15 protein-coding genes are annotated in these 17,414 nt (G+C 65.5%); 8 read left to right on the top strand and 7 right to left on the bottom strand.

Annotated features, from left to right (window positions below; genetic code table 11):
- Positions 1-108 precede the first annotated feature (108 nt).
- The gene (locus JG747_RS15795) at positions 109-735 is read right to left on the bottom strand and encodes a TetR/AcrR family transcriptional regulator (RefSeq protein WP_202362170.1); all 627 of its coding nucleotides are present in this window, start codon (positions 733-735) and stop codon (positions 109-111) included.
- Positions 736-1,049: 314 nt separating this feature from the next.
- Between JG747_RS15795 and JG747_RS15790 the strand changes: the two genes are divergently transcribed.
- From JG747_RS15790 to JG747_RS15780, 3 genes are read left to right on the top strand one after another with little or no spacing between them, the layout of a single operon-like run.
- Positions 1,050-1,523 carry a (2Fe-2S)-binding protein gene (locus JG747_RS15790; RefSeq protein WP_202362169.1) on the top strand — a complete coding sequence of 158 codons (474 nt, stop codon included), beginning with the start codon at positions 1,050-1,052 and terminating at the stop codon, positions 1,521-1,523.
- The gene (locus tag JG747_RS15785; RefSeq protein WP_202362168.1) at positions 1,520-2,503 is read left to right on the top strand and encodes an FAD binding domain-containing protein; all 984 of its coding nucleotides are present in this window, start codon (positions 1,520-1,522) and stop codon (positions 2,501-2,503) included. Before JG747_RS15790 ends, JG747_RS15785 begins: the two co-directional genes overlap by 4 nt.
- On the top strand, positions 2,500-4,812 hold the full coding sequence (locus tag JG747_RS15780; protein ID WP_202362167.1) for a xanthine dehydrogenase family protein molybdopterin-binding subunit: 2,313 nt from the start codon (positions 2,500-2,502) through the stop codon (positions 4,810-4,812). The genes JG747_RS15785 and JG747_RS15780 overlap by 4 nt, the downstream gene beginning before the upstream one ends.
- A gap of 58 nt (positions 4,813-4,870) precedes the next feature.
- Here the strand turns inward: JG747_RS15780 and JG747_RS15775 are convergent, their stop codons facing one another.
- Complete coding sequence (locus JG747_RS15775; RefSeq protein ID WP_069092624.1) at positions 4,871-5,881, bottom strand: zinc-dependent alcohol dehydrogenase family protein; 1,011 nt, start codon at positions 5,879-5,881, stop codon at positions 4,871-4,873.
- Between the two features lie 97 nt (positions 5,882-5,978).
- Here JG747_RS15775 and JG747_RS15770 point away from each other — a divergent pair, with 97 nt between their 5' ends.
- Positions 5,979-6,908 (top strand): LysR family transcriptional regulator, encoded by a 930-nt coding sequence (locus JG747_RS15770; protein WP_019859421.1) that lies wholly within the window; start codon positions 5,979-5,981, stop codon positions 6,906-6,908.
- Positions 6,909-6,936: 28 nt separating this feature from the next.
- On the opposite strand, the gene JG747_RS15765 is transcribed toward JG747_RS15770, so the two are convergent.
- The 3 genes from JG747_RS15765 to JG747_RS15755 all read right to left on the bottom strand — a co-directional run bounded on the left by JG747_RS15765 (position 6,937) and on the right by JG747_RS15755 (position 9,939).
- Positions 6,937-8,058, bottom strand: a complete 1,122-nt coding sequence (locus tag JG747_RS15765) for a hypothetical protein (RefSeq protein ID WP_223217907.1) — start codon at positions 8,056-8,058, stop codon at positions 6,937-6,939.
- 172 nt (positions 8,059-8,230) lie between these two features.
- Positions 8,231-9,112 (bottom strand): EamA family transporter, encoded by an 882-nt coding sequence (locus JG747_RS15760; protein WP_038648065.1) that lies wholly within the window; start codon positions 9,110-9,112, stop codon positions 8,231-8,233.
- Positions 9,113-9,252: 140 nt separating this feature from the next.
- Complete coding sequence (locus JG747_RS15755) at positions 9,253-9,939, bottom strand: aspartyl/asparaginyl beta-hydroxylase domain-containing protein (RefSeq protein ID WP_202362166.1); 687 nt, start codon at positions 9,937-9,939, stop codon at positions 9,253-9,255.
- Positions 9,940-10,716: 777 nt separating this feature from the next.
- On the opposite strand from JG747_RS15755, the gene JG747_RS15750 reads away from it, so the two are divergent.
- The 4 genes from JG747_RS15750 to JG747_RS15735 are packed head-to-tail and all read left to right on the top strand — an operon-like array spanning position 10,717 to position 15,806.
- Positions 10,717-11,889: an acyltransferase family protein gene (locus JG747_RS15750; RefSeq protein WP_202362165.1), complete on the top strand. Its 1,173-nt coding sequence runs from the start codon at positions 10,717-10,719 to the stop codon at positions 11,887-11,889.
- The gene (locus tag JG747_RS15745) at positions 11,886-12,992 is read left to right on the top strand and encodes a glycosyltransferase family 2 protein (RefSeq protein ID WP_202362164.1); all 1,107 of its coding nucleotides are present in this window, start codon (positions 11,886-11,888) and stop codon (positions 12,990-12,992) included. The genes JG747_RS15750 and JG747_RS15745 overlap by 4 nt, the downstream gene beginning before the upstream one ends.
- Before the next feature lie 4 nt (positions 12,993-12,996).
- A complete protein-coding gene (locus JG747_RS15740; protein WP_202362163.1) occupies positions 12,997-14,022 on the top strand; it encodes a glycosyltransferase family 2 protein in 1,026 nt (341 codons plus the stop codon).
- Positions 14,022-15,806, top strand: a complete 1,785-nt coding sequence (locus JG747_RS15735; RefSeq protein WP_202362162.1) for an ABC transporter ATP-binding protein — start codon at positions 14,022-14,024, stop codon at positions 15,804-15,806. Before JG747_RS15740 ends, JG747_RS15735 begins: the two co-directional genes overlap by 1 nt.
- A gap of 487 nt (positions 15,807-16,293) precedes the next feature.
- Here the strand turns inward: JG747_RS15735 and minE are convergent, their stop codons facing one another.
- Positions 16,294-16,569 carry a cell division topological specificity factor MinE gene (minE, locus tag JG747_RS15730; RefSeq protein ID WP_010910548.1) on the bottom strand — a complete coding sequence of 92 codons (276 nt, stop codon included), beginning with the start codon at positions 16,567-16,569 and terminating at the stop codon, positions 16,294-16,296.
- On the bottom strand, positions 16,566-17,381 hold the full coding sequence (gene minD, locus JG747_RS15725; protein ID WP_010910549.1) for a septum site-determining protein MinD: 816 nt from the start codon (positions 17,379-17,381) through the stop codon (positions 16,566-16,568). Before minD ends, minE begins: the two co-directional genes overlap by 4 nt.
- Positions 17,382-17,414: the final 33 nt, after the last annotated feature.

The following is a 17,414-nucleotide window of genomic DNA, read 5'->3' as shown; positions in this document are numbered from 1 at the left end:
ACCGCTCGCATTCATATGCAAGTGCGGCGCACGGGCTTGGCCTGCCATGGCTAACGGAGGCGCTTGTTTACGAGGTTTTTGCTTCGCTGAGACCGGTCTTGGAGACCGTCAGGCCTTGGCGGGGTTCCCCGCCCCGAACCGCAAGCCATCCATCAACAGCTTGACCAGCCGCCGCGAACGGTCACGCCACTCCGGCGTATCGGGCGCGGAATAGATGCCCGACAGGGCGTGCAGCACATCGGAGGCATCGACATCGCCGCGGATGGTGCCGTCGGCCACCGCCGCCTCGACCAGTTGCCGCAAGGCCTGCGAGACCCGCCCCGACGTGTCGGAAAACAGCGTCGAATTGGTGGTGAGCAGGATGCGCAGGCTGGTCGCCAGGCCGCGCTTGGTGGCGATGTAATCGACGAAGCGCCGCATCCACTCCTCCAGCGCGACATCGGACGGATGCCTTGCCGCAAGCTCGCCGGCGGCGGCGCACAGCGCCTCGACCTCGCGGCGGTAGACCACCTCGACCAGATGCTCGCGCGTCGGGAAATGCCGGTAGAGCGTGCCGATGCCGACGCCGGCACGGCGCGCGATCTCCTCCAGCGAGGCATCGATGCCGCGCTCGGCAAATACCGAAGCCGCCACCTCGACCAGCCGGTCGCGGTTGCGCTGGGCATCGGCGCGCAGCGGCTTGGTTTCCGCGGCGGTGTCTTCAGCGATGACGGCTTCGGCCAATTTTTTCTCCACGGACAAAATATCGGGACTTGAACCCAGCCGGGCCAGCCCCCACGTAACAAACGGAGGCACCTCCGCTTTAAGTGGAGTGCTTTCATCATATAGGCAGGGAACCCCGTATGTCACGCAATTCGAACCTGCAAGGTAAAGCCGTCTTTGCCCGCTGGAGATTGGCGAAGGCGGCCAGGCTGCCGATCTCCCCTCGCGGGCGGAGATTGGCTGTCACCAGCGCTTCCGCCAACACCTAGCCGTCCGCCCCCCTTGCCCTTGCCCGCCTCGACACCAATTCCTTCCCCTCAGCGTCAAGCAACTGGAGCCAGACGCCCATGACGAAAATCCCCGTCCATCTCGATATCAACGGCCAGCACCACGAGTTGCAGCTCGAACCGCGCGTCACGCTGCTCGATGCCTTGCGCGAGCGGCTCGGCCTGACCGGCACCAAGAAGGGCTGCGACCATGGCCAGTGCGGCGCCTGCACCATGCACATAGACGGCGAGCGCGTGCTGGCTTGCCTGACGCTGGCCGCGCAAGCCGAAGGCCGCGCCATCACCACCATTGAGGGGCTTGCACGGGAGGGCGAATTGCATCCCGTGCAGGCTGCCTTCCTCGAACAGGACGCCTTCCAGTGCGGCTATTGCACGCCGGGCCAGATCATGTCGGCGGTGGCCTGCATCCGCGAGGGCCATGCCGGCTCGGACGAAGAAATCCGCGAATACATGGCCGGCAATCTCTGCCGCTGCGGCGCCTATCCGCACATCGTCGCCGCCGTCCGCCAGGCAGCACAGGAGTTCGCATCATGAGGGATTTTTCCTACCTGCGCGCCAGTTCGGCTGACGCCGCCCGCCAGGCGGCTGCCCTGCCCGGCGCCATGCTGCTCGCCGGCGGCACCACGCTGATCGACCTCGCCAAATGCGGCGTCGCCGAGCCCGACATGCTGGTCGACATCACCCACCTCAAGGGGCTGGACCGGATCGACGTGAACGAACGCGGCGCCACCATCGGCGCGCTCGCCAAAATGGGCCATGTCGCCGACCACGCCGACGTCAAGAGCCGCTTCCCCGCCATCTCCGAAGCACTGTGGCAGGCGGCGTCGGCGCAGATCCGCAACATGGCGACCATCGGCGGCAATTTGATGCAGCGCACGCGCTGCCCCTATTTCCGCGACCCCTCCAACTTTTCCGCCTGCAACAAGCGTGATCCCGGCAGCGGCTGTTCGGCGATCGGCGGCGTCACCCGCGGACATGCCGTGCTCGGCACCAGCGAGGCCTGTATCGCCATGTATCCCGGCGACCTCGCCACCGCTTTGGTCGCCTTCGACGCAACAGTTCATCTCGGCGAGCGCAAGCTTCTGGTGGATGACTTCTTCCTGCTGCCCGGCGCCACGCCCGACAGGGAACATGCGATCGAGCCGGGCGAGATGATCACCGCCATCGAAATTCCCGGCTCCGCCGCCGCCCGGCGCTCGACCTATCTGAAGATCCGCGACCGGCAGTCCTATGAATTCGCCGCCGCAAGTGCGGCGGTCGGCATCGAATTCGAAGCCGATGGCCGCACTATCCGCGACCTGCGCGTCGCGCTCGGCGGCGTCGCGACCAAGCCGTGGCGTGTCCGTGCCGTGGAAGACGCCCTGAAGGGCAAGGTGCTGGAGCCGGAAACCGTCCGCGCCGCCAGCCTGCTCGCCGTCGAAGGCGCCGTCGACCAAGGCGCCAACCATTACAAGATCGAACTCGCGCCGCGCGTTGTCGCGCGCGCCATCCTCAAATTGGGAGAGACGGCATGACCGTTCACAACATCAGAGTTGGTGAATCGAGACGGGGCGACGCCTCCGACGGCGCACTGGCGGAAGCCGTCGGCGGCCGGCTGTCGCGCGTCGACGGCCCGGCCAAGATCACCGGTGCCGCCAAATACGCCGTCGAGCAGCAGCTCGAGCACCTCGCCTATGCCGTGCTGGTCGAAAGCACGATTGCCTCGGGCAAGGTGCGCACGATCGACACGGCAACCGCTGAAGCCTCGCCCGGTGTACTGCAGGTGCTGACGCCGGACTCCATCATCAGCCTGAGGACCGCATCCGACTGGTTCGGCACGCCGCCGCCGGACAAGCCCTATTGCCCGCTGGCGCGCGACATTACCTTCTCCGGCCAGCATATCGCGGCAGTTGTCGCCGAAACCTTCGAACAGGCGGTCGCCGCGGCAGCCCTGGTCAAGGTCAGCTATGACGAGACGCCTTCCATCGTCGATCTCAGCGACGGCAAGGCCGGCGACGGCATACCGATCGACGCCATGACCAAGGAATGGGGCGATGCGCCCGCAGCCTTCGCCGCCGCGCCGGTGCGCATCTGCGCCGCCTACAACACGCCGCGCGAATACCAGGCGCCGATGGAGCCGCATGGCCTGATCGCGCGCTGGGAGGGCGATCATCTGACCGTCTGGGAGCCGAGCCAGTGGTTGGACGGCATGGCCCGCACCTACGCCGAATGGTTCGAAGTGCCGTTCGAGAATGTGCGGCTGGTCTCGCCCTATATTGGCGGTGGCTTCGGCTCCAAGGCGCTGGCGCTGAGCCATGGCGCGGTGGCGGCAAGTGCCGCCAAAATGCTGGGACGGCCGGTGAAGCTGGTGATGACGCGGCTGCAGACCTTTACCGGCTATGGCGGCCGCGCCGCGACGCGCCAGACGGTGACGATCGGCGCCAACCACGACGGCATGATCCAGTCGATCGTGCATCGCGGCGTCAACGAAACCTCCATCGACGGCATGTGGGTCGAGCCGCTGGGCTCGGTCACCTCGATCATGTACGCGACGCCGAATTTCTCCTCGAAGCAGAATGTCGTGCGGGTCAATTCCGTGGTGCCGGGCGCCATGCGGGCGCCGGGCGAAAATCCGTCGGCCTTCGGCATCGAAAGCGCCATCGACGAGCTCGCCTATGAGGTCGGCATCGACCCACTGGAGATTCGGCTCAGAAACTATGCCGAGCAGGATCCGCACGCCAGAAAAGCCTGGTCGACCAGGCAGTTGCGAGAGGCTTTTGCCGCGGGCGCCGAGCGCTTCGGCTGGTCCAGGCGCTCGTCGAAACCGCGCTCGATGCGCGACGGCAACCAGCTGATCGGCTGGGGCGTCGCCGCCGGCACCTATCCGGTGCGGCGCGCCTACGGCGAGGCTCTCGTGCGCATCCTGGCCGACGGCTCGGTCGAGGTCGAAAGCTCCTCGATCGACATGGGCCAGGGCACCTACACCATCCTGGCGCAGACCGCCGCCGAGACGGTCGGCGTGCCGGCCGACGATGTTGTGGTGAAGCTCGGCGACTCCCGCTTTGCCCGCGCCGGCGTCAGCGGCGGCTCGCGGCTGGCTGGCGTGATGACGGGGGCGGTCCACAAGGCCGCGACCTCGGCGCTCGATCAACTGGTGGGCCTGGCGATCAGCGATCCGCGCTCGCCCTTCCACGCGCTGCAGGCCAACACTCTGGTCGTCGCCAATGGCCGCATCGGCTCGCCGCGCGGCGACGGCCCCGATGTCTCGATCGCCGAACTGCTCAAGAGCGTCGGCCGCGACCGCATCGAGGCGACCGGCGACACCATGCCGGCCAACTCGACGGCGGAAGACCGCTACAAGAACTACACCACCATCGCCATGGCGCTGCCGCACACCGAGGGCGATTATTCGCGCTACTCCTGGTGCGCGCATTTCATCGAGGTGCGCGTCGACGAGGATTTCGGCACGGTGCGCGTGTCGCGCGTGGTGTCCGCGCTGGATTCCGGCCGGCTCTACAACCCCAAGCTCGCCGAAAGCCAATGGAAGGGCGGCATCATCATGGGCATCGGCCAGGCGCTGCTGGAAGAAGGCATCATGGATCGTCGCCATGGCCGCATCGTCAACAACAACCTCGCCGACTACCTGGTGCCGACCAATGCCGACATCCCGGATATCGAGGTGATCTCGGTCGGCATACCCGACCCGCACTCCTCGGCGCTCGGCGGCAAGGGCGTCGGAGAACTTGGCATCGTCGGTGTCGCGCCCGCGATCGCCAATGCAGTGTTCCACGCGACGGGAAAGAGGGTGCGGGATTTGCCGATCACGCTGGAGAAGCTGATCTGAGGGTGGAGCGCGTAATCTCCCTTTGCGCTGGAGATTACGCGCCCGTCCGCTTTCGCCCCTACCACTCCAACCCGAACGCCAGCTTGCCGAAATGCAGGCCGCCGGCAGCCATGTGGGCGTAGGCTTCGGCCGCGTCACCAGGTGAAAACACCTTGTCGACGACCGGCTTGATCCCGGCGGCGCCGATGGCGCGGGCGGCGTCGCGAAGGTCGGACACCGACCCGGTGTTGTTGCCGATCACTTTCAAGGCCTTGATGATGACCGGCAGCAGGTTGATCGTGGCCTCGGCGCCGGTGACGAAACCGATGGTGAACAGCGTGCCGCCGGGCGCCGTGGCGTTGATGGCGCGGGCGAAGGTGGCGGTGCCGCCGGTCTCGACGACGAGGTCGGCGCCAAGGCCGCCGGTCAGTTCCAGCACCTTGCCGTCCCAGTCCGGCGTCGCACGGTAGTTGATGAGGTGATCGGCGCCCAGCGCCTTCGCCCGCTCCAGCTTCTCGTCCGACGACGAGGTGATGATGACGGTGGCGCCGGCCGCCTTGGCAAGCTGCAGGGTGAAGATCGAGACGCCGCCGGTGCCGAGCAGCACGACGACCGAACCCGGCCCGACATTGGCGGTGCGCAGCGCGTTCCATGCCGTGGTGCCGGCGATCGGCAACGTCGACGCCGCCTCGAAGGAGAGATGCGCCGGGACCGGCACAAGCGAATTGGCCGGCAGCGCGACATATTCGGCCAGCGACCCCGGCAACGAGATGCCGCGCATCTGCGTCATTTCGTAGGGCCGCGGCCTTCCGCCGATCCAGCGCGGCTTGGCATGGGCGACGACGCGATCGCCCGTGCTGAAACTCGTAACGCCCTCGCCCAGCGCCACGATCTCGCCGGCGCCGTCGGCGACCGGGATGAGCGGAAAGCTCGGTCCGGGATAATTGCCGCTCGCCACCGCGACATCGACGAAATTGAGGCTTGCCGCACGCTGGCGGATCAGCACCTCGCCGCGCTGCGGTTCGGGGGTGGCGACGGTGGCGGCGCGGAAGGCGTCGAGCCGGGGTTGGCTCAGTTCGATGGCTTTCATGGTTTTCACTCCGGTGGGACGATTGACGGTTGAGTGAACCTATCTGCTGCGCTATTCCTATATAATCGTTTCATTTTGCATTTGAGTAATGCGGAAAATGCAGCAATCTCACGAACCGGCGGCCCTTGCCGAAATGGCGGCCTTCGCTGCCATCGCCGAGGCGCGCTCCTTCACCAGGGCAGCAGTGCGTGTCGGGCGCGACGCGACCATCCTGTCGCGGCGCCTGCAATCGCTGGAGGAGCGGCTGGGGGTCAGGCTGCTCTCCCGCACGACACGCAGCGTGTCGCTGACCGAAGCCGGTGCCGAATTCCTGGTACGCGTGCGCGCCATCCTCGCCTCCGTCGACGAGGCAGAGGCCGCCGCGTCGGCCCATGCCGACGGCAGCCCGCGCGGCCTGCTCAGGCTGGCGCTGCCCGGCACGTTCGGGCGCATGTGGATCGGACCGCTGCTGCCGCAATTCCTTGCCGAATATCCCGATATCCGCATCGAGGCCGAATTCTCCAACCGCTTCGCCGATCTGGTCGCCGAGAATTTTGACGTCGCCGTGCGGCTCGGCGCGCTGGAGGATTCGCGCCTGGTGGCGCGCAAGGTGGCGACGCGGCGCCGGCTGCTTTGCGCCGCCCCCGCCTATCTCGCCCGAAGAGGCAGGCCGCGGACGCCGCAGGCGCTGCTCGAGCATTCCTGCCTGGGCTTCAGCGGCTTCCAGACCTTTCCGGCCTGGGAGATGACCGACCGCGAGGGCCGGCGCGCACGCGTCGAGGTTTCCGGACCGTTGGTCAGCGACGATGCCGAGGTGCTGGTGGAGGCCGCCGTGCAGGGCCTCGGCCTGATGATGAGCACCGACTGGCTGATCGGCCGCGAGCTCGGCGACGGACGCCTTGTACCTGTCCTGGAGGAGTGGACGCTGGCCGACGAAGGCGCGGTCTATGTCGTCGTGCCCTCAGCCAAGGGACAGGCCGCCAAGACCCGCGCCTTCGCCGACTGGATCAGCAAGCGCTTCGCGCCGGTGCCGCCCTGGCGGCAATGAAGTGCCGTCATCCGGTTTATCTCCCCGCCTATCCTGGAAAATCCCAGTTCGACCGGTTCAGGACATCGCTGGGTGGAAGAATCTCTTCGGGCTTGAGTTCTCGGCGCTGAACCTCATCGGCGACAAATTCCTCACGTGGCCCCCACGCTCCACCACTGCCGATTTTTAGCGGGATTTTGTCCTGCGTCAGACATTGCGAAAGGTTTATGTCAAACGTACCCGGAGCCATGTCGAACCAGTCGCACGCCTCGCCGAGAACACTGTCCATGCGGCCCATGCTCTCCGGGATGACATTGCGGCCGAGGTGAATAGCCGGCGAATCTGCCAACTGACATTTCTCGCATATGGAGAGACGCTCAAACGCACCGCCCTTGGCGGCCCCGAAGGATAGTGCCTGCCCCGTTTGGTCGTTGCGGATATTTAGGGTTCGCCGTCCATCGGGATACGATGTTTCATCGTAGGTCCATGGATCGTGCCGCCGCAATGCCCTGACCGCACCTTGCCATTGCATGTGCATGGCAAAATCCGGTGGGCGCTTGACAGCGGTTGCAGCTTGGGGTGGCGGATGGTCGAAGTGCAGCCATTGGGCAACCTCCAGCAAATTGGCAGGCAGCTCGACCTTCTCGGCGGACACGGGGCGCCGATCAAGTCTGACAATCGCCGTCGATTGAAACAGCGAGCCGTTCACAAACACCCTCGTGGCGATCTCGATACCATCAGCCGTCAGGCAACTCAGCCATTGCAGTTTAGGAACCTGCTTGTCTGGATCGCGCCGCACGACGTCCCGCACGTCGCATCGCTCGCCGGCATGCGTCTCGGTCTGGCCGGTTTCCGTTACTGCGCGAATTCGTTCGTAGGACGTCGACGTCCGACGGTTTACCGAAACAGAGGAATAGTTTGAATCCCTAAGGAACGAGACCGTTATTTGCTTTGCCGGATTTCCGTAGATGACAGTTCCGAGTTCGTCCACACGGACCCAGCCGTCATGATGTGTGACGATCCTCGTATGGGATCCGGCCGAATTTCCCGATGGTTGCACCGTCATCGTCGCGACATAGTCGGGGACATTGGCCGAGGGCGCATAGGGTATGTCGCCTGCCCACGCCGGAGAACCTGCCAGAACGAGGCCCGCCATGATCGGTAGTCTCATCATGGCTTCTCCCCCGCGTGCCACGCAGCTGCCAGCCGTACGATTCCCGGCAAGAGCGGCGATTTTGCGACGACTGTGCGACCGGGCTCCAACCGCAGCGTCAAGTTCTGACGACAACAGGGCGCCGGCTCGCGCCAAAATTGACGTCGCCGGGCGGTCCTAGCGTCCACCTTTATTCCGGCGACGGCACCGGCGGCTTCGAGGTCAGCGCCGTCCCGGCGGCAGCGACAATGACGGCGGCGATGCCGGCCAGTTGCGGCGGGGTCAGGCTTTCGTGCAGGAACAGGAAGCCGGCCAGCGCGCCGAGTCCCGGCTCCAGGCACGTCAGCGTGCCGTAGATGCGGGCCGGCATGCGGGTCAGCGCCACCATCTCCAGGAAGAATGGCAGCGCGCTGGAAAACAGGCCGACGAGCAGCGCGCTGACCAGGATTGACGGCGCCAGCAGCCCCATTCCCGCCTGCGCCACGCCGAAGGGCAGCACCAGCACGGCGGCGATCGCCATCCCATAGGCGGTGGTGCGGGTGCCAAGCTCCGCACCCGCTTTCTGCGCCAGCACGATATAGAGCGCCCAGAAGCCGCCGGCCGCCAGCGCCAGCATCACCCCGGTCGGATCGAGCGGCTGCAAGGAGTGGATGAAGGGCGACAACAGGATGATGCCGGCCAGGGCAAGCGCGATCCAGGCGAAGTCGCTGGCGCGCCGCGAGGTCAGCGTCGCCACCAGCAGCGGCCCGGAAAATTCCAGCGCCACGGCGACGCCGAGCGGGATCCTGGCAAGGGCTGCATAGAACAGCAGGTTGAGCGCGCAGAGCGTCACGCCATAGGCGACCAGCCACGGCAAGGTGGCGCGCGTCGGCCGCATCTGCCAGGGCCGCAGCACCGCGATCAGCATCAGCGCGCCGATGACCAGCCGCAGCGTCGTCGTGCCTTGCGCGCCGATCTGCGGGAACAGGGTTTTGGCGAAGGTGGCGCCGATCTGGATCGACACCATGGCCCCCATCAGCGCCGCGACAGGCAAGGGCGCCGCTTCGCGACTGGCAACCGGCATCGATGTCACTTTGGTTTTGTCCTTCCCTGCCGCGATATGCAGACGCGGCAGCACGGGATAGGCCGAACCGGCTTGCCTGTCGTGAGGCAGCGCTGACAGCTCGATAGGGTCAAGACAGGATGTCGAGGCGCGCTGGCGCCCTCGCCGATTCAGCCACTGAACGACACGCCCCGGCGGCGCATGCCCGCCTGCACGCCGCGCACGATCATCCGGGACAGCATTTCCATGTCCCAGGGCATGCCCGGGCGCCAGACATCCAGCAGCAGGGCGATGCGCGCTTCATCGGCGTTGTTGATCACCTCGTGCGGATAGGTGTCGTCCCACAGCATGCCTTCGCCGTCGGTGATCCGTTTTTCCTGATGGTCGATCATCATGATGGTTGCCGGGCGGCCATCGGCCTGGCGCGGCATGACCAGGCCTAGGTGAAACCGCATGATGCCGCGGAACGGCCCGCGATGGCTGGGTATGTGCTTGCGCGGCGCCAGGAACGAGATAGCCGCCGATTTGACTTCCGGGCATTCGGCAAGCAAGCGGCTGAGAACCGGCATCCGCGCCAGATTCTCCGGCACCCCCATGTCATAGGCCTTGAGCACGAACATGCGCCAGTCGAGACCGTCATTGGCCGAGATATCGGCCTGCTCCGGCATGATGTCGTGGAAGCGCGGGATCTTGCCCACACGCACGCCAAGCGCTTCATCACGGATGTCGCGCCAGGCGCCGGTGAACTTCGCCGCGTTGGGAAATTCGCTGGCGGTATCGAGGATCGCCGGCGCGTCTATGCGCCTTTCATAGACACGCCGGATAACATCGGATGCAAGATCGTAGGTGCGCGACATCGCATGGCCTCCGTCGCATCATAAACGGACGGCCCCCGATTTTGGTTACACATTTTGTTCACGACGCCGTGCGCCGTATCAAAAACATATATCGCAAGTTGGAGGTCAACTCGCGGCGCTGTGAGGCGCTGGCGAGCCATGGTTTTGCCGTATGAAAGGCCTTTCCAGCAACCTGCAGCTTGGCCGGATGCCTGCTTTTGAGGGAAGCAAGCCGCGTGGTAAGCCAACGAAAGAAGGCTACTATGCTGCATCGCAAAAAGCTAACGATTCCAGTTCATTCGCCGGATGATTCCGAATGAACCAAAATAGGTAAAATGTAGATTCTTAAATCTCGAGGTTTTTTTAACGAAAATTCCGATGCTTCCTATCTGCTCGAGCAGAAATGTTTCTGATCAACTAGGGCGAGCAAGCCAATACAACTCCAACCAAAAAGTTGAAAAGCTATGGGGAATTTCCAGAATCCGAAAAAATTGCGGATTTTTGCCAATTTTTGGCCTTGCTCACATAAGTATTTCAGGTCGCTAAATTTTTTGTGTTGCGCTGCACAATGCGGTGACCGAACCATCCGCTGGGGGACTCGTTTTGCGACTGGACATACGCCGTGAAGGATTCCGCCGGGTTGACCGACTTGAGCCGTCCGTCCGTCGATTGCGAGATCGACCCAGGCAGGCTCGCACAGCGCGGGTTTGATGGCGCCCCGGCGAATTTCGCGTGCATTGGTCTGCCGCTCGAAACGGCACTCTGCCAGCCTCATCGCGGACATCGGGCCCCCCGCTGATGGCAAACGCCCGCGACATCCAGCTGGACGCGCTCAGGGCCATCGCCGTGACGATGGTGATGTATTCCCATTTCTACGCGGCGGGAGGATCTTCGTTCTGGGGCCATATCGGCGTGCGGCTTTTCTTCGTTCTGAGCGGCTTCCTGATCACCCGCCTGCTCCTGGAAGCGCGTTCGGCCGCCGCGTTTGAAGCCGGCCCCGCGCTGCGGTCCTTCTACATCAGGCGGGCGCTGCGGATATTCCCTCCCTATTTTGCCGTGCTGGGTTTCGTCTGGCTGTTCGATCTGGAGCAGTCCAGGGGATCGCTGGTCTGGCATGCGCTTTACCTGTCGAATTTGTGGTATGCGCTGCGCAATGACTGGAACCCCTGGGTTCTCTGCCATTTCTGGAGCCTGAGCATCGAGGAGCAGTTCTATATTGCCTGGCCGCTTGTGGTCCTGCTGGCCCCATACCGGCGCTTCGAACAGATCTGCATCGGCGTCATCGCGCTATCCTTGGCCTATCGCTTCTACTGGCCGGTCACCGCCACTCCGGCGCTGGCGCGCGACCTGCTGCCGCCGGCATCCATGGACGCGCTGGCGTCGGGCGCGCTGCTTGCCTGCTGGCGGTCGAGGGGCGCCGGCTTGCCGCAATGGATGCGGCTGGGCTGGCCTGCCTTCGCGGCCGCGTTCCTGATGATCGAGTGGTTTGTCCCGGCACCTCCCGATCCAACGCTGGAGTGGGCCCGCTGGCTGCTGCTGCAAGTCCTGCCCCTGGTGCCGCTGATGGCCATCGTCGCCGCCTGTTCGCGCAGCCTTGGCGGCATCCCCGGCAGGTTTGCGGAGCTGCCGCCGCTGCTCGCCCTCGGCCGTATCAGCTACGGCGTCTATCTCTATCATCCGATATTGCTGTCGCTCGCCGTCAAGTCGCAGCCCTGGATTCCACTTAATGTCTCGGAGCAAGGGTCAGGACGGTTCCTGGTTGCAAGCATTGCCACGATTGTCGTGGCCGCGATTTCCTGGCTGGTTTTCGAAAGGCCGCTCAACAGCCTCAAGCCCCACTTCCCCTATGTCCGGCGAGCCCAGGCAGGCCGTGCCGGCTGGTTTGCGAGGCCGGTGGAGGCCTATCCCGGCGGATCGCCCGACGGCCGCGCGCCATCTCTCGACCTCCCGCGGACGGATGCAAGACCATGACCGCCGCGCCGCTCGTTTCCGTCCTGCTGCCGGTCTACAATGCCGGCCCCTACCTTGCCGCAGCACTTGGAAGCATCCTGCGGCAAGACTACCGCCGCCTGGAGGTCGTCGCGATCGACGACGGCTCGAGCGACAATTCGCTCGAGATCCTCGAGCGATACCGGCAGGCCGACAGCCGCGTCTCGATCATCTCGCGCGAAAACCGCGGCCTCGTCGCGACGCTCAACGAAGGGCTGGCGGTCGCCAGCGGCGAGCTGGTCGCGCGGATGGACGCCGACGACGTCGCCTATCCCTGGCGCCTGGCGCGCCAGGTGGCGCTTTTCGAGCAGCGGCCCGAGCTCGGCTTCTGCGGCGCCGGCGTCGACATGCTGATCCGCGGCCGCATCGCCAGGGGCAAGCCCGATCCGGTGTTCCGGTTCGGCCGCATGCCCATATTGGCGATGTTCTTCACCATCTTCATGCACCCGACGGTCGTCTACAACAGGAAGGTCATCGAAGACGCCGCTCTCCACTACGACCCGACCTACAGGCACGCCGAGGATTTCGATCTCTTCAGGCGGCTGGCCGCTCGCTACCCGGCGGCCATGATGCCCGAGAACCTGCTCGTCTACCGCGTCCATCAGGCAAGCGTGACCAGCCGGCACAGCAAGGAGATGCGCAGGACGCATTTGCGCATCGTGGCCGAGAACCTCGAGCGTGAGGGCCTCGCGGAAGCCACGTGGGACCTGCGCGACATCGGCGAAGCGGTCAGCTTCGACACGGTCACCCGCGCGGCCGACTTCATAGTCGCGCTGGAGCAGCAGATCCGCTCCCTGCCGGCCGAGACGCGGCCGAGCTTCGAGGCCGGCGCGCTCAACCTGTTCTATTTCCTCTACCAGCTCGTGACCGACGAAAGGCAGCCGCCCCTGACGCATGAATTGCTGACGCGGACCGCGAAGTGGAACGCCATCCGGCGGCGCGAGAAATATGCGCTGCGGCCGGGCGCCTTGGCACCCTGGCTGAGCCTCGCCTCGCTGTCGGCCGGCAAGCAAGCGGACGCCGTGGAATATTTCTTCAAATCCGCGCCCGCCGCGGCGGTTCTGGCATCTCATCAGGTGGGCTAGAGGAATGACGATCAAAGCCCACCAGCCTCTGCGGCGCGAGCGATCGACGGCGCTTGGCGGCGCCCCGGCCGGACCGCGCCCGGACCGATCGGCGCCGGAAGTCAGCTTCATCATCTGTACGCGCAACCGCGTCGCGGTGCTCGAGGCTTGCATCAAGTCGGTGCAGGCCGCGTGCCGTGCGCATGCCGGCTTCGCGGCCGAGCTCGTGGTCGTCGACAATGGCTCGAGCGACCGCACGGCGGAACGGCTGGCCAGCATCGCCGCCAAGTCGGACATTCCATTCACGCCCGTTAACGAGCCACGCCCCGGGCTGGCGGCGGCCCGTAACGCCGGGTTGAGGCGCGCCAGGGGGCGCGTGCTGGTCTTCGTCGATGATGATTGCGCCGTGCATTGCGACTATCTGCGCGATCTGGAGCGACATTATTCTTCCGGGGAACAGGGGCTCATCCGGGGAGGCCGTGTCGAGCTTGGCGATCCCAGGGACCTGCCTTTCACGATCAAGCGATCGCGGGTGCGCGAGCGGCTGACGCCCGATATTCATCCCGGCGGCTTCGTGTTGGGCTGCAACATGACCATGCACCGCGACGTCGCGGCCCGCATCGGCGATTTCGACGAGCGCTTCGGCGCGGGCGGGCCGTTGCGGTCGGCGGAGGATACCGACTACCTCGTGCGGGCGGTGCTGCTCGGCATCCCGGTCGAGTATGTGCCCGACATGACGATATTCCACCACCATGGCCGGCGCGATCGCAAAGCCATCGAAAAGCTCCACCGCGACTACAGCCTGGGCAATGGCGGGCTCTGCCTGAAACATGCCCGCCATGCGCCCTGGCTGCTTCGCCATTTCTACTGGGCCGTGAGAGGCGCCCTGCGGGAATTGGCGGGCGGGCCTGCCTTCGATCGCGAACTCGATCTGTCGCATTGGCCGATCGTCGGCATGAATGTGCTCGGCGCGGCCAGATACGCACTGCTGGCGAGACGACCGCAGGCCGAGCCGGTGCGGCAGGACCAACAAGCCAATGCCGAGGCCTGATGCCATTGCTCCCGCCTAGCCTGCCGATGCTGTTCCGCGCCTTCGGGACGCGGCAACTGCGCCTGGTTCCGGCCGTGGTCGTCCTCGGCCTGGTCGGCGCTGCCCTCGAAGGGTTCGGCATCGGCCTGATCATCCCCCTGCTGGGCATCATCATGGGACATGGCGATGCGACGGGAATGGCGGGCTTCTCCGCTGTTCTCCAGCAAGTCGGATCGGGCTTCAGCGATCGCGACCGGCTCGTCGTCATTTCGGCCGCCATCCTCGGCTCGATCGTCCTGAAGAACATCTTCGGCTTCGCCAACACGCTGCTGACGACCTTCATCTCCGGCAAGGCCAGCCATTCGATCCGCAGCGCACTGTCGGAGCAGCTGCTGCGGGTCGGCTATCCCTTCTTCCTGCGGCAGAGCCCCGGACGGCTGCTCAACATCATCTCGAACGAATCCTGGCGGGCATCGGACGCCATCCAGATCATGCTGTCGTCGGTCGTCAGCGCATCGGCCGCCATCATCCTGCTGGCCTTCCTGCTGCTCTTGTCCTGGCGCATGACGCTGCTGGTCACGCTCGGCCTGGCGCTCGTCCAGATCGCGCACGCCATCCTCTCGGCCAATCTGAAGGAGCCCAGCCGCAGCGTCGCTTCGCGCAACAGCCACCTCGCCTCGCAGATGCTGCATCTGGTGCATGCCGGTCGGCTGATCCGCATCTTCGGCCAGGAGGGCCGGGAGAAGGCGATCTTCGACACCGCGTCCGATGCGGTTCGCCGCGCCTCCTTCGTCCTGCAGGTCCGCCAGGGCGCATTGCCGCCGCTGACGGAGGTTCTCCACGCCATGCTGTTCCTGGCGGTGGTGATCGGCGCCTGGCTGGCGCAGGTGAGTTTCCCGCTGATCATCGCCTTCGTCATCCTGCTCTACAGGCTGCAGCCGCATATGCGGGCCCTGCAGGGATCGTGGAGCCAGCTGCAGGGCCTGAGCGGATCGCTGGAAGAGGTGACATGGATGCTGGATCCCACGGGCAAGCCCAAGCCGCCGCAAGGCGATGGGCCGTTCCACGGTTTGCGCAGGGGCATCAAGTTCGATGACGTGACGTTCACCTATTCCGGCACGGACCAGCGTGAAGTGGTGCTGCATGCCGCGACGTTCGAAATCAACAGCGGCCGCTCGACGGCGCTGATCGGCCGCTCCGGCGCCGGCAAGACGACGATCGTCAATCTTCTGTGCCGCTTCGTGGAACCGGACACGGGCAGGATCCTCGTCGATGGATCGCCACTGGACCGCATCGACGCCAACCAGTGGCGGCGCCACATCGCGCTGGCCAGCCAGGAGCTGGAGCTGGTCGACGGCACCATTTTCGAGAACATAAGCTACGGGCAGGACGCGGCGACACTCGCAGACGCCGAGCGCGCCGCGAGGCTGGCCGAGGCGCATGAGTTCATCGAACGGCTGCCTCAGGGCTACGAGACGCTCGTCGGCTACAGGGGCGTCAATCTGTCGGCGGGACAGAGGCAGCGGATCGCACTGGCCAGGGCGCTGGTGCGCGACCCCGATCTGCTCATCCTCGACGAAGCCACCAATGCGGTCGACGGACTGTCGGAAGCGGCCATCGTCGAGACGCTGAAGTCGAGAGCGGGACGGCGCACGACCATCGTCATCAGCCACCATTACAGCACCATCTCGTTCTGCGACGACGTGGTGATCCTGAGCGGCGGCCGGGTGAAGAAGCAGGCCCCCTTCGGCGCCCTGGCATCACTCTCGATGGACGAGCTCTACCAGCATGAACCGCAGGACTGACAAGGGCCGGGACCGCGATTCCTGGTGCGCCGCTCGGCCATCCGAATCAAGGGCCCATGACGTGCCGCTGGCACCCTGCGCGATCGCACCAATGCCATGCGGTGCCCGGACTCGCTACCGTTCCTTCGCGGCGGACCTGTCGATCCGCCCGGGCCGGTGCCCATCGCTTACTCTCCAGATGCGGCGCCGGCCTCCCCTCGCTCTGGTCATCCGCTGCCTCGCGCAGACGGCGGCGTGAGGGTGCGGGGCTGCGCTGGCCTCGCAGAATCTGGGTTCCTCGCCCCCACGAATGTGGGGGAGAGGTGGCTCGGGCGAAGCCCGAGACGGAGCGGGGGAATGGCTCGGCCTCAATGAATTCAGGGGGCACCGGCGAGCGCCGCGCTGCCCCCTCTCCGACCGCTTCGCGGCCACCTTGCCGGGGCGAGCCACGGGTCTCGCCCGTCCTTCGGACCCCCCGCTTTGCGGGGGCGAGGAAATGGCGTCGGCGCTATCCCGCGATCGCCATCGGCACGGCGCTCTTGTTGGGGATCTGGATGTCGATCTCCAGCGTCGACATGGTCTCGCCGCGGTCCATCGAGACCTGCAGGTAGTCCTGGTCGATCTGCACGTGCTTGGCGATCACCGCCATGATCTCCTCGCGCAGGATGGAGACCAGGTCGGGTTGGCTGCGGTTGCGGCGCTCATAGGCGAGCAGCACTTGCAGCCGCTCGCGCGCCACCGGCGCGCTGGAGCGCCGCTTGAAAAGGTCGAACACGTTCATCATGCCGCCCTCCTTCCCAACAGACGGTCGAGGAAACCTTTGCGCTCGAAGGGGACGACGACCGGCAGATCCTCGCCTTCCAGCCGCCTTGCGGCGTCGATATAGGCCTTGGCCGCGGTGTTGAGCGGCTCCGACAGCGTCACCGGCGCACCGAGGTTGGAGGCGCGCAGCACGTCCTGGCTCTCCGGGATGATGCCGAGCAGCGGCACCGACAGGATTTCCAGCACATCGTCGATGCTGAGCATTTCACCCCGTGCGGCCCGCCCCGCGTCATAGCGGGTGACCAGCACGTGCTTGGCGATCTGCTCGCCCTGTTCGGCGCGCATGGTGCGGGCGTCGAGCAGGCCGATGATACGGTCGGAATCGCGCACCGACGACACTTCCGGATTGGTGACGATGACCGCCTCGTCGGCAAAGCGCATGGCGAGCTGCGCGCCGCGCTCGATGCCGGCCGGGCTGTCGCAGAAGACATAGTCGAACACCGAGCGCAGCTTGTCGATAACCTCGCCGACGCCCTCTTCCGTCAGCGCGTCCTTGTCGCGCGTCTGCGAAGCCGGCAGCAGGAACAGCGTGTCGACCCGCTTGTCGCGGATCAGCGCCTGCGACAGCTTGGCCGTGCCCTGGATGACGTTGACGAGGTCGAACACCACGCGGCGTTCGGCGCCCATGATCAGGTCGAGATTGCGCAGGCCGACGTCGAAATCGACGAGCGCCACCTTCTTGCCGGTCTTGGCCACGGCGGCACCGAGCGCCGCCGTCGAGGTGGTCTTGCCGACGCCCCCCTTGCCCGATGTGACCACCACTACCTTGCCCATGAAAAAAGCCTCCGTTGTTGTTCGTTTTATCCC

Source organism: Mesorhizobium sp. 131-3-5, assembly GCF_016756575.1.
GTDB lineage: Bacteria > Pseudomonadota > Alphaproteobacteria > Rhizobiales > Rhizobiaceae > Mesorhizobium > Mesorhizobium jarvisii.
Note: the sequence above shows the minus strand (reverse complement) of the source record. Positions and strands in the feature narration are given on the sequence as shown.

What these genes read in the sequence shown, in the direction of transcription:
- JG747_RS15750 (WP_202362165.1), top strand. Translation starts at nt 10,717, where the DNA reads ATGGCAAACGCCCGCGACATCCAGCTGGACGCGCTCAGGGCCATCGCC.
- JG747_RS15740 (WP_202362163.1), top strand. Translation starts at nt 12,997, where the DNA reads ATGACGATCAAAGCCCACCAGCCTCTGCGGCGCGAGCGATCGACGGCG.
- JG747_RS15790 (WP_202362169.1), top strand. Translation starts at nt 1,050, where the DNA reads ATGACGAAAATCCCCGTCCATCTCGATATCAACGGCCAGCACCACGAG.
- JG747_RS15775 (WP_069092624.1), bottom strand. Translation starts at nt 5,881, where the DNA reads ATGAAAGCCATCGAACTGAGCCAACCCCGGCTCGACGCCTTCCGCGCC.
- JG747_RS15745 (WP_202362164.1), top strand. Translation starts at nt 11,886, where the DNA reads ATGACCGCCGCGCCGCTCGTTTCCGTCCTGCTGCCGGTCTACAATGCC.
- minE (WP_010910548.1), bottom strand. Translation starts at nt 16,569, where the DNA reads ATGATGAACGTGTTCGACCTTTTCAAGCGGCGCTCCAGCGCGCCGGTG.
- JG747_RS15780 (WP_202362167.1), top strand. Translation starts at nt 2,500, where the DNA reads ATGACCGTTCACAACATCAGAGTTGGTGAATCGAGACGGGGCGACGCC.
- JG747_RS15765 (WP_223217907.1), bottom strand. Translation starts at nt 8,058, where the DNA reads ATGAGACTACCGATCATGGCGGGCCTCGTTCTGGCAGGTTCTCCGGCG.
- JG747_RS15785 (WP_202362168.1), top strand. Translation starts at nt 1,520, where the DNA reads ATGAGGGATTTTTCCTACCTGCGCGCCAGTTCGGCTGACGCCGCCCGC.
- minD (WP_010910549.1), bottom strand. Translation starts at nt 17,381, where the DNA reads ATGGGCAAGGTAGTGGTGGTCACATCGGGCAAGGGGGGCGTCGGCAAG.
- JG747_RS15755 (WP_202362166.1), bottom strand. Translation starts at nt 9,939, where the DNA reads ATGTCGCGCACCTACGATCTTGCATCCGATGTTATCCGGCGTGTCTAT.
- JG747_RS15735 (WP_202362162.1), top strand. Translation starts at nt 14,022, where the DNA reads ATGCCATTGCTCCCGCCTAGCCTGCCGATGCTGTTCCGCGCCTTCGGG.
- JG747_RS15770 (WP_019859421.1), top strand. Translation starts at nt 5,979, where the DNA reads ATGCAGCAATCTCACGAACCGGCGGCCCTTGCCGAAATGGCGGCCTTC.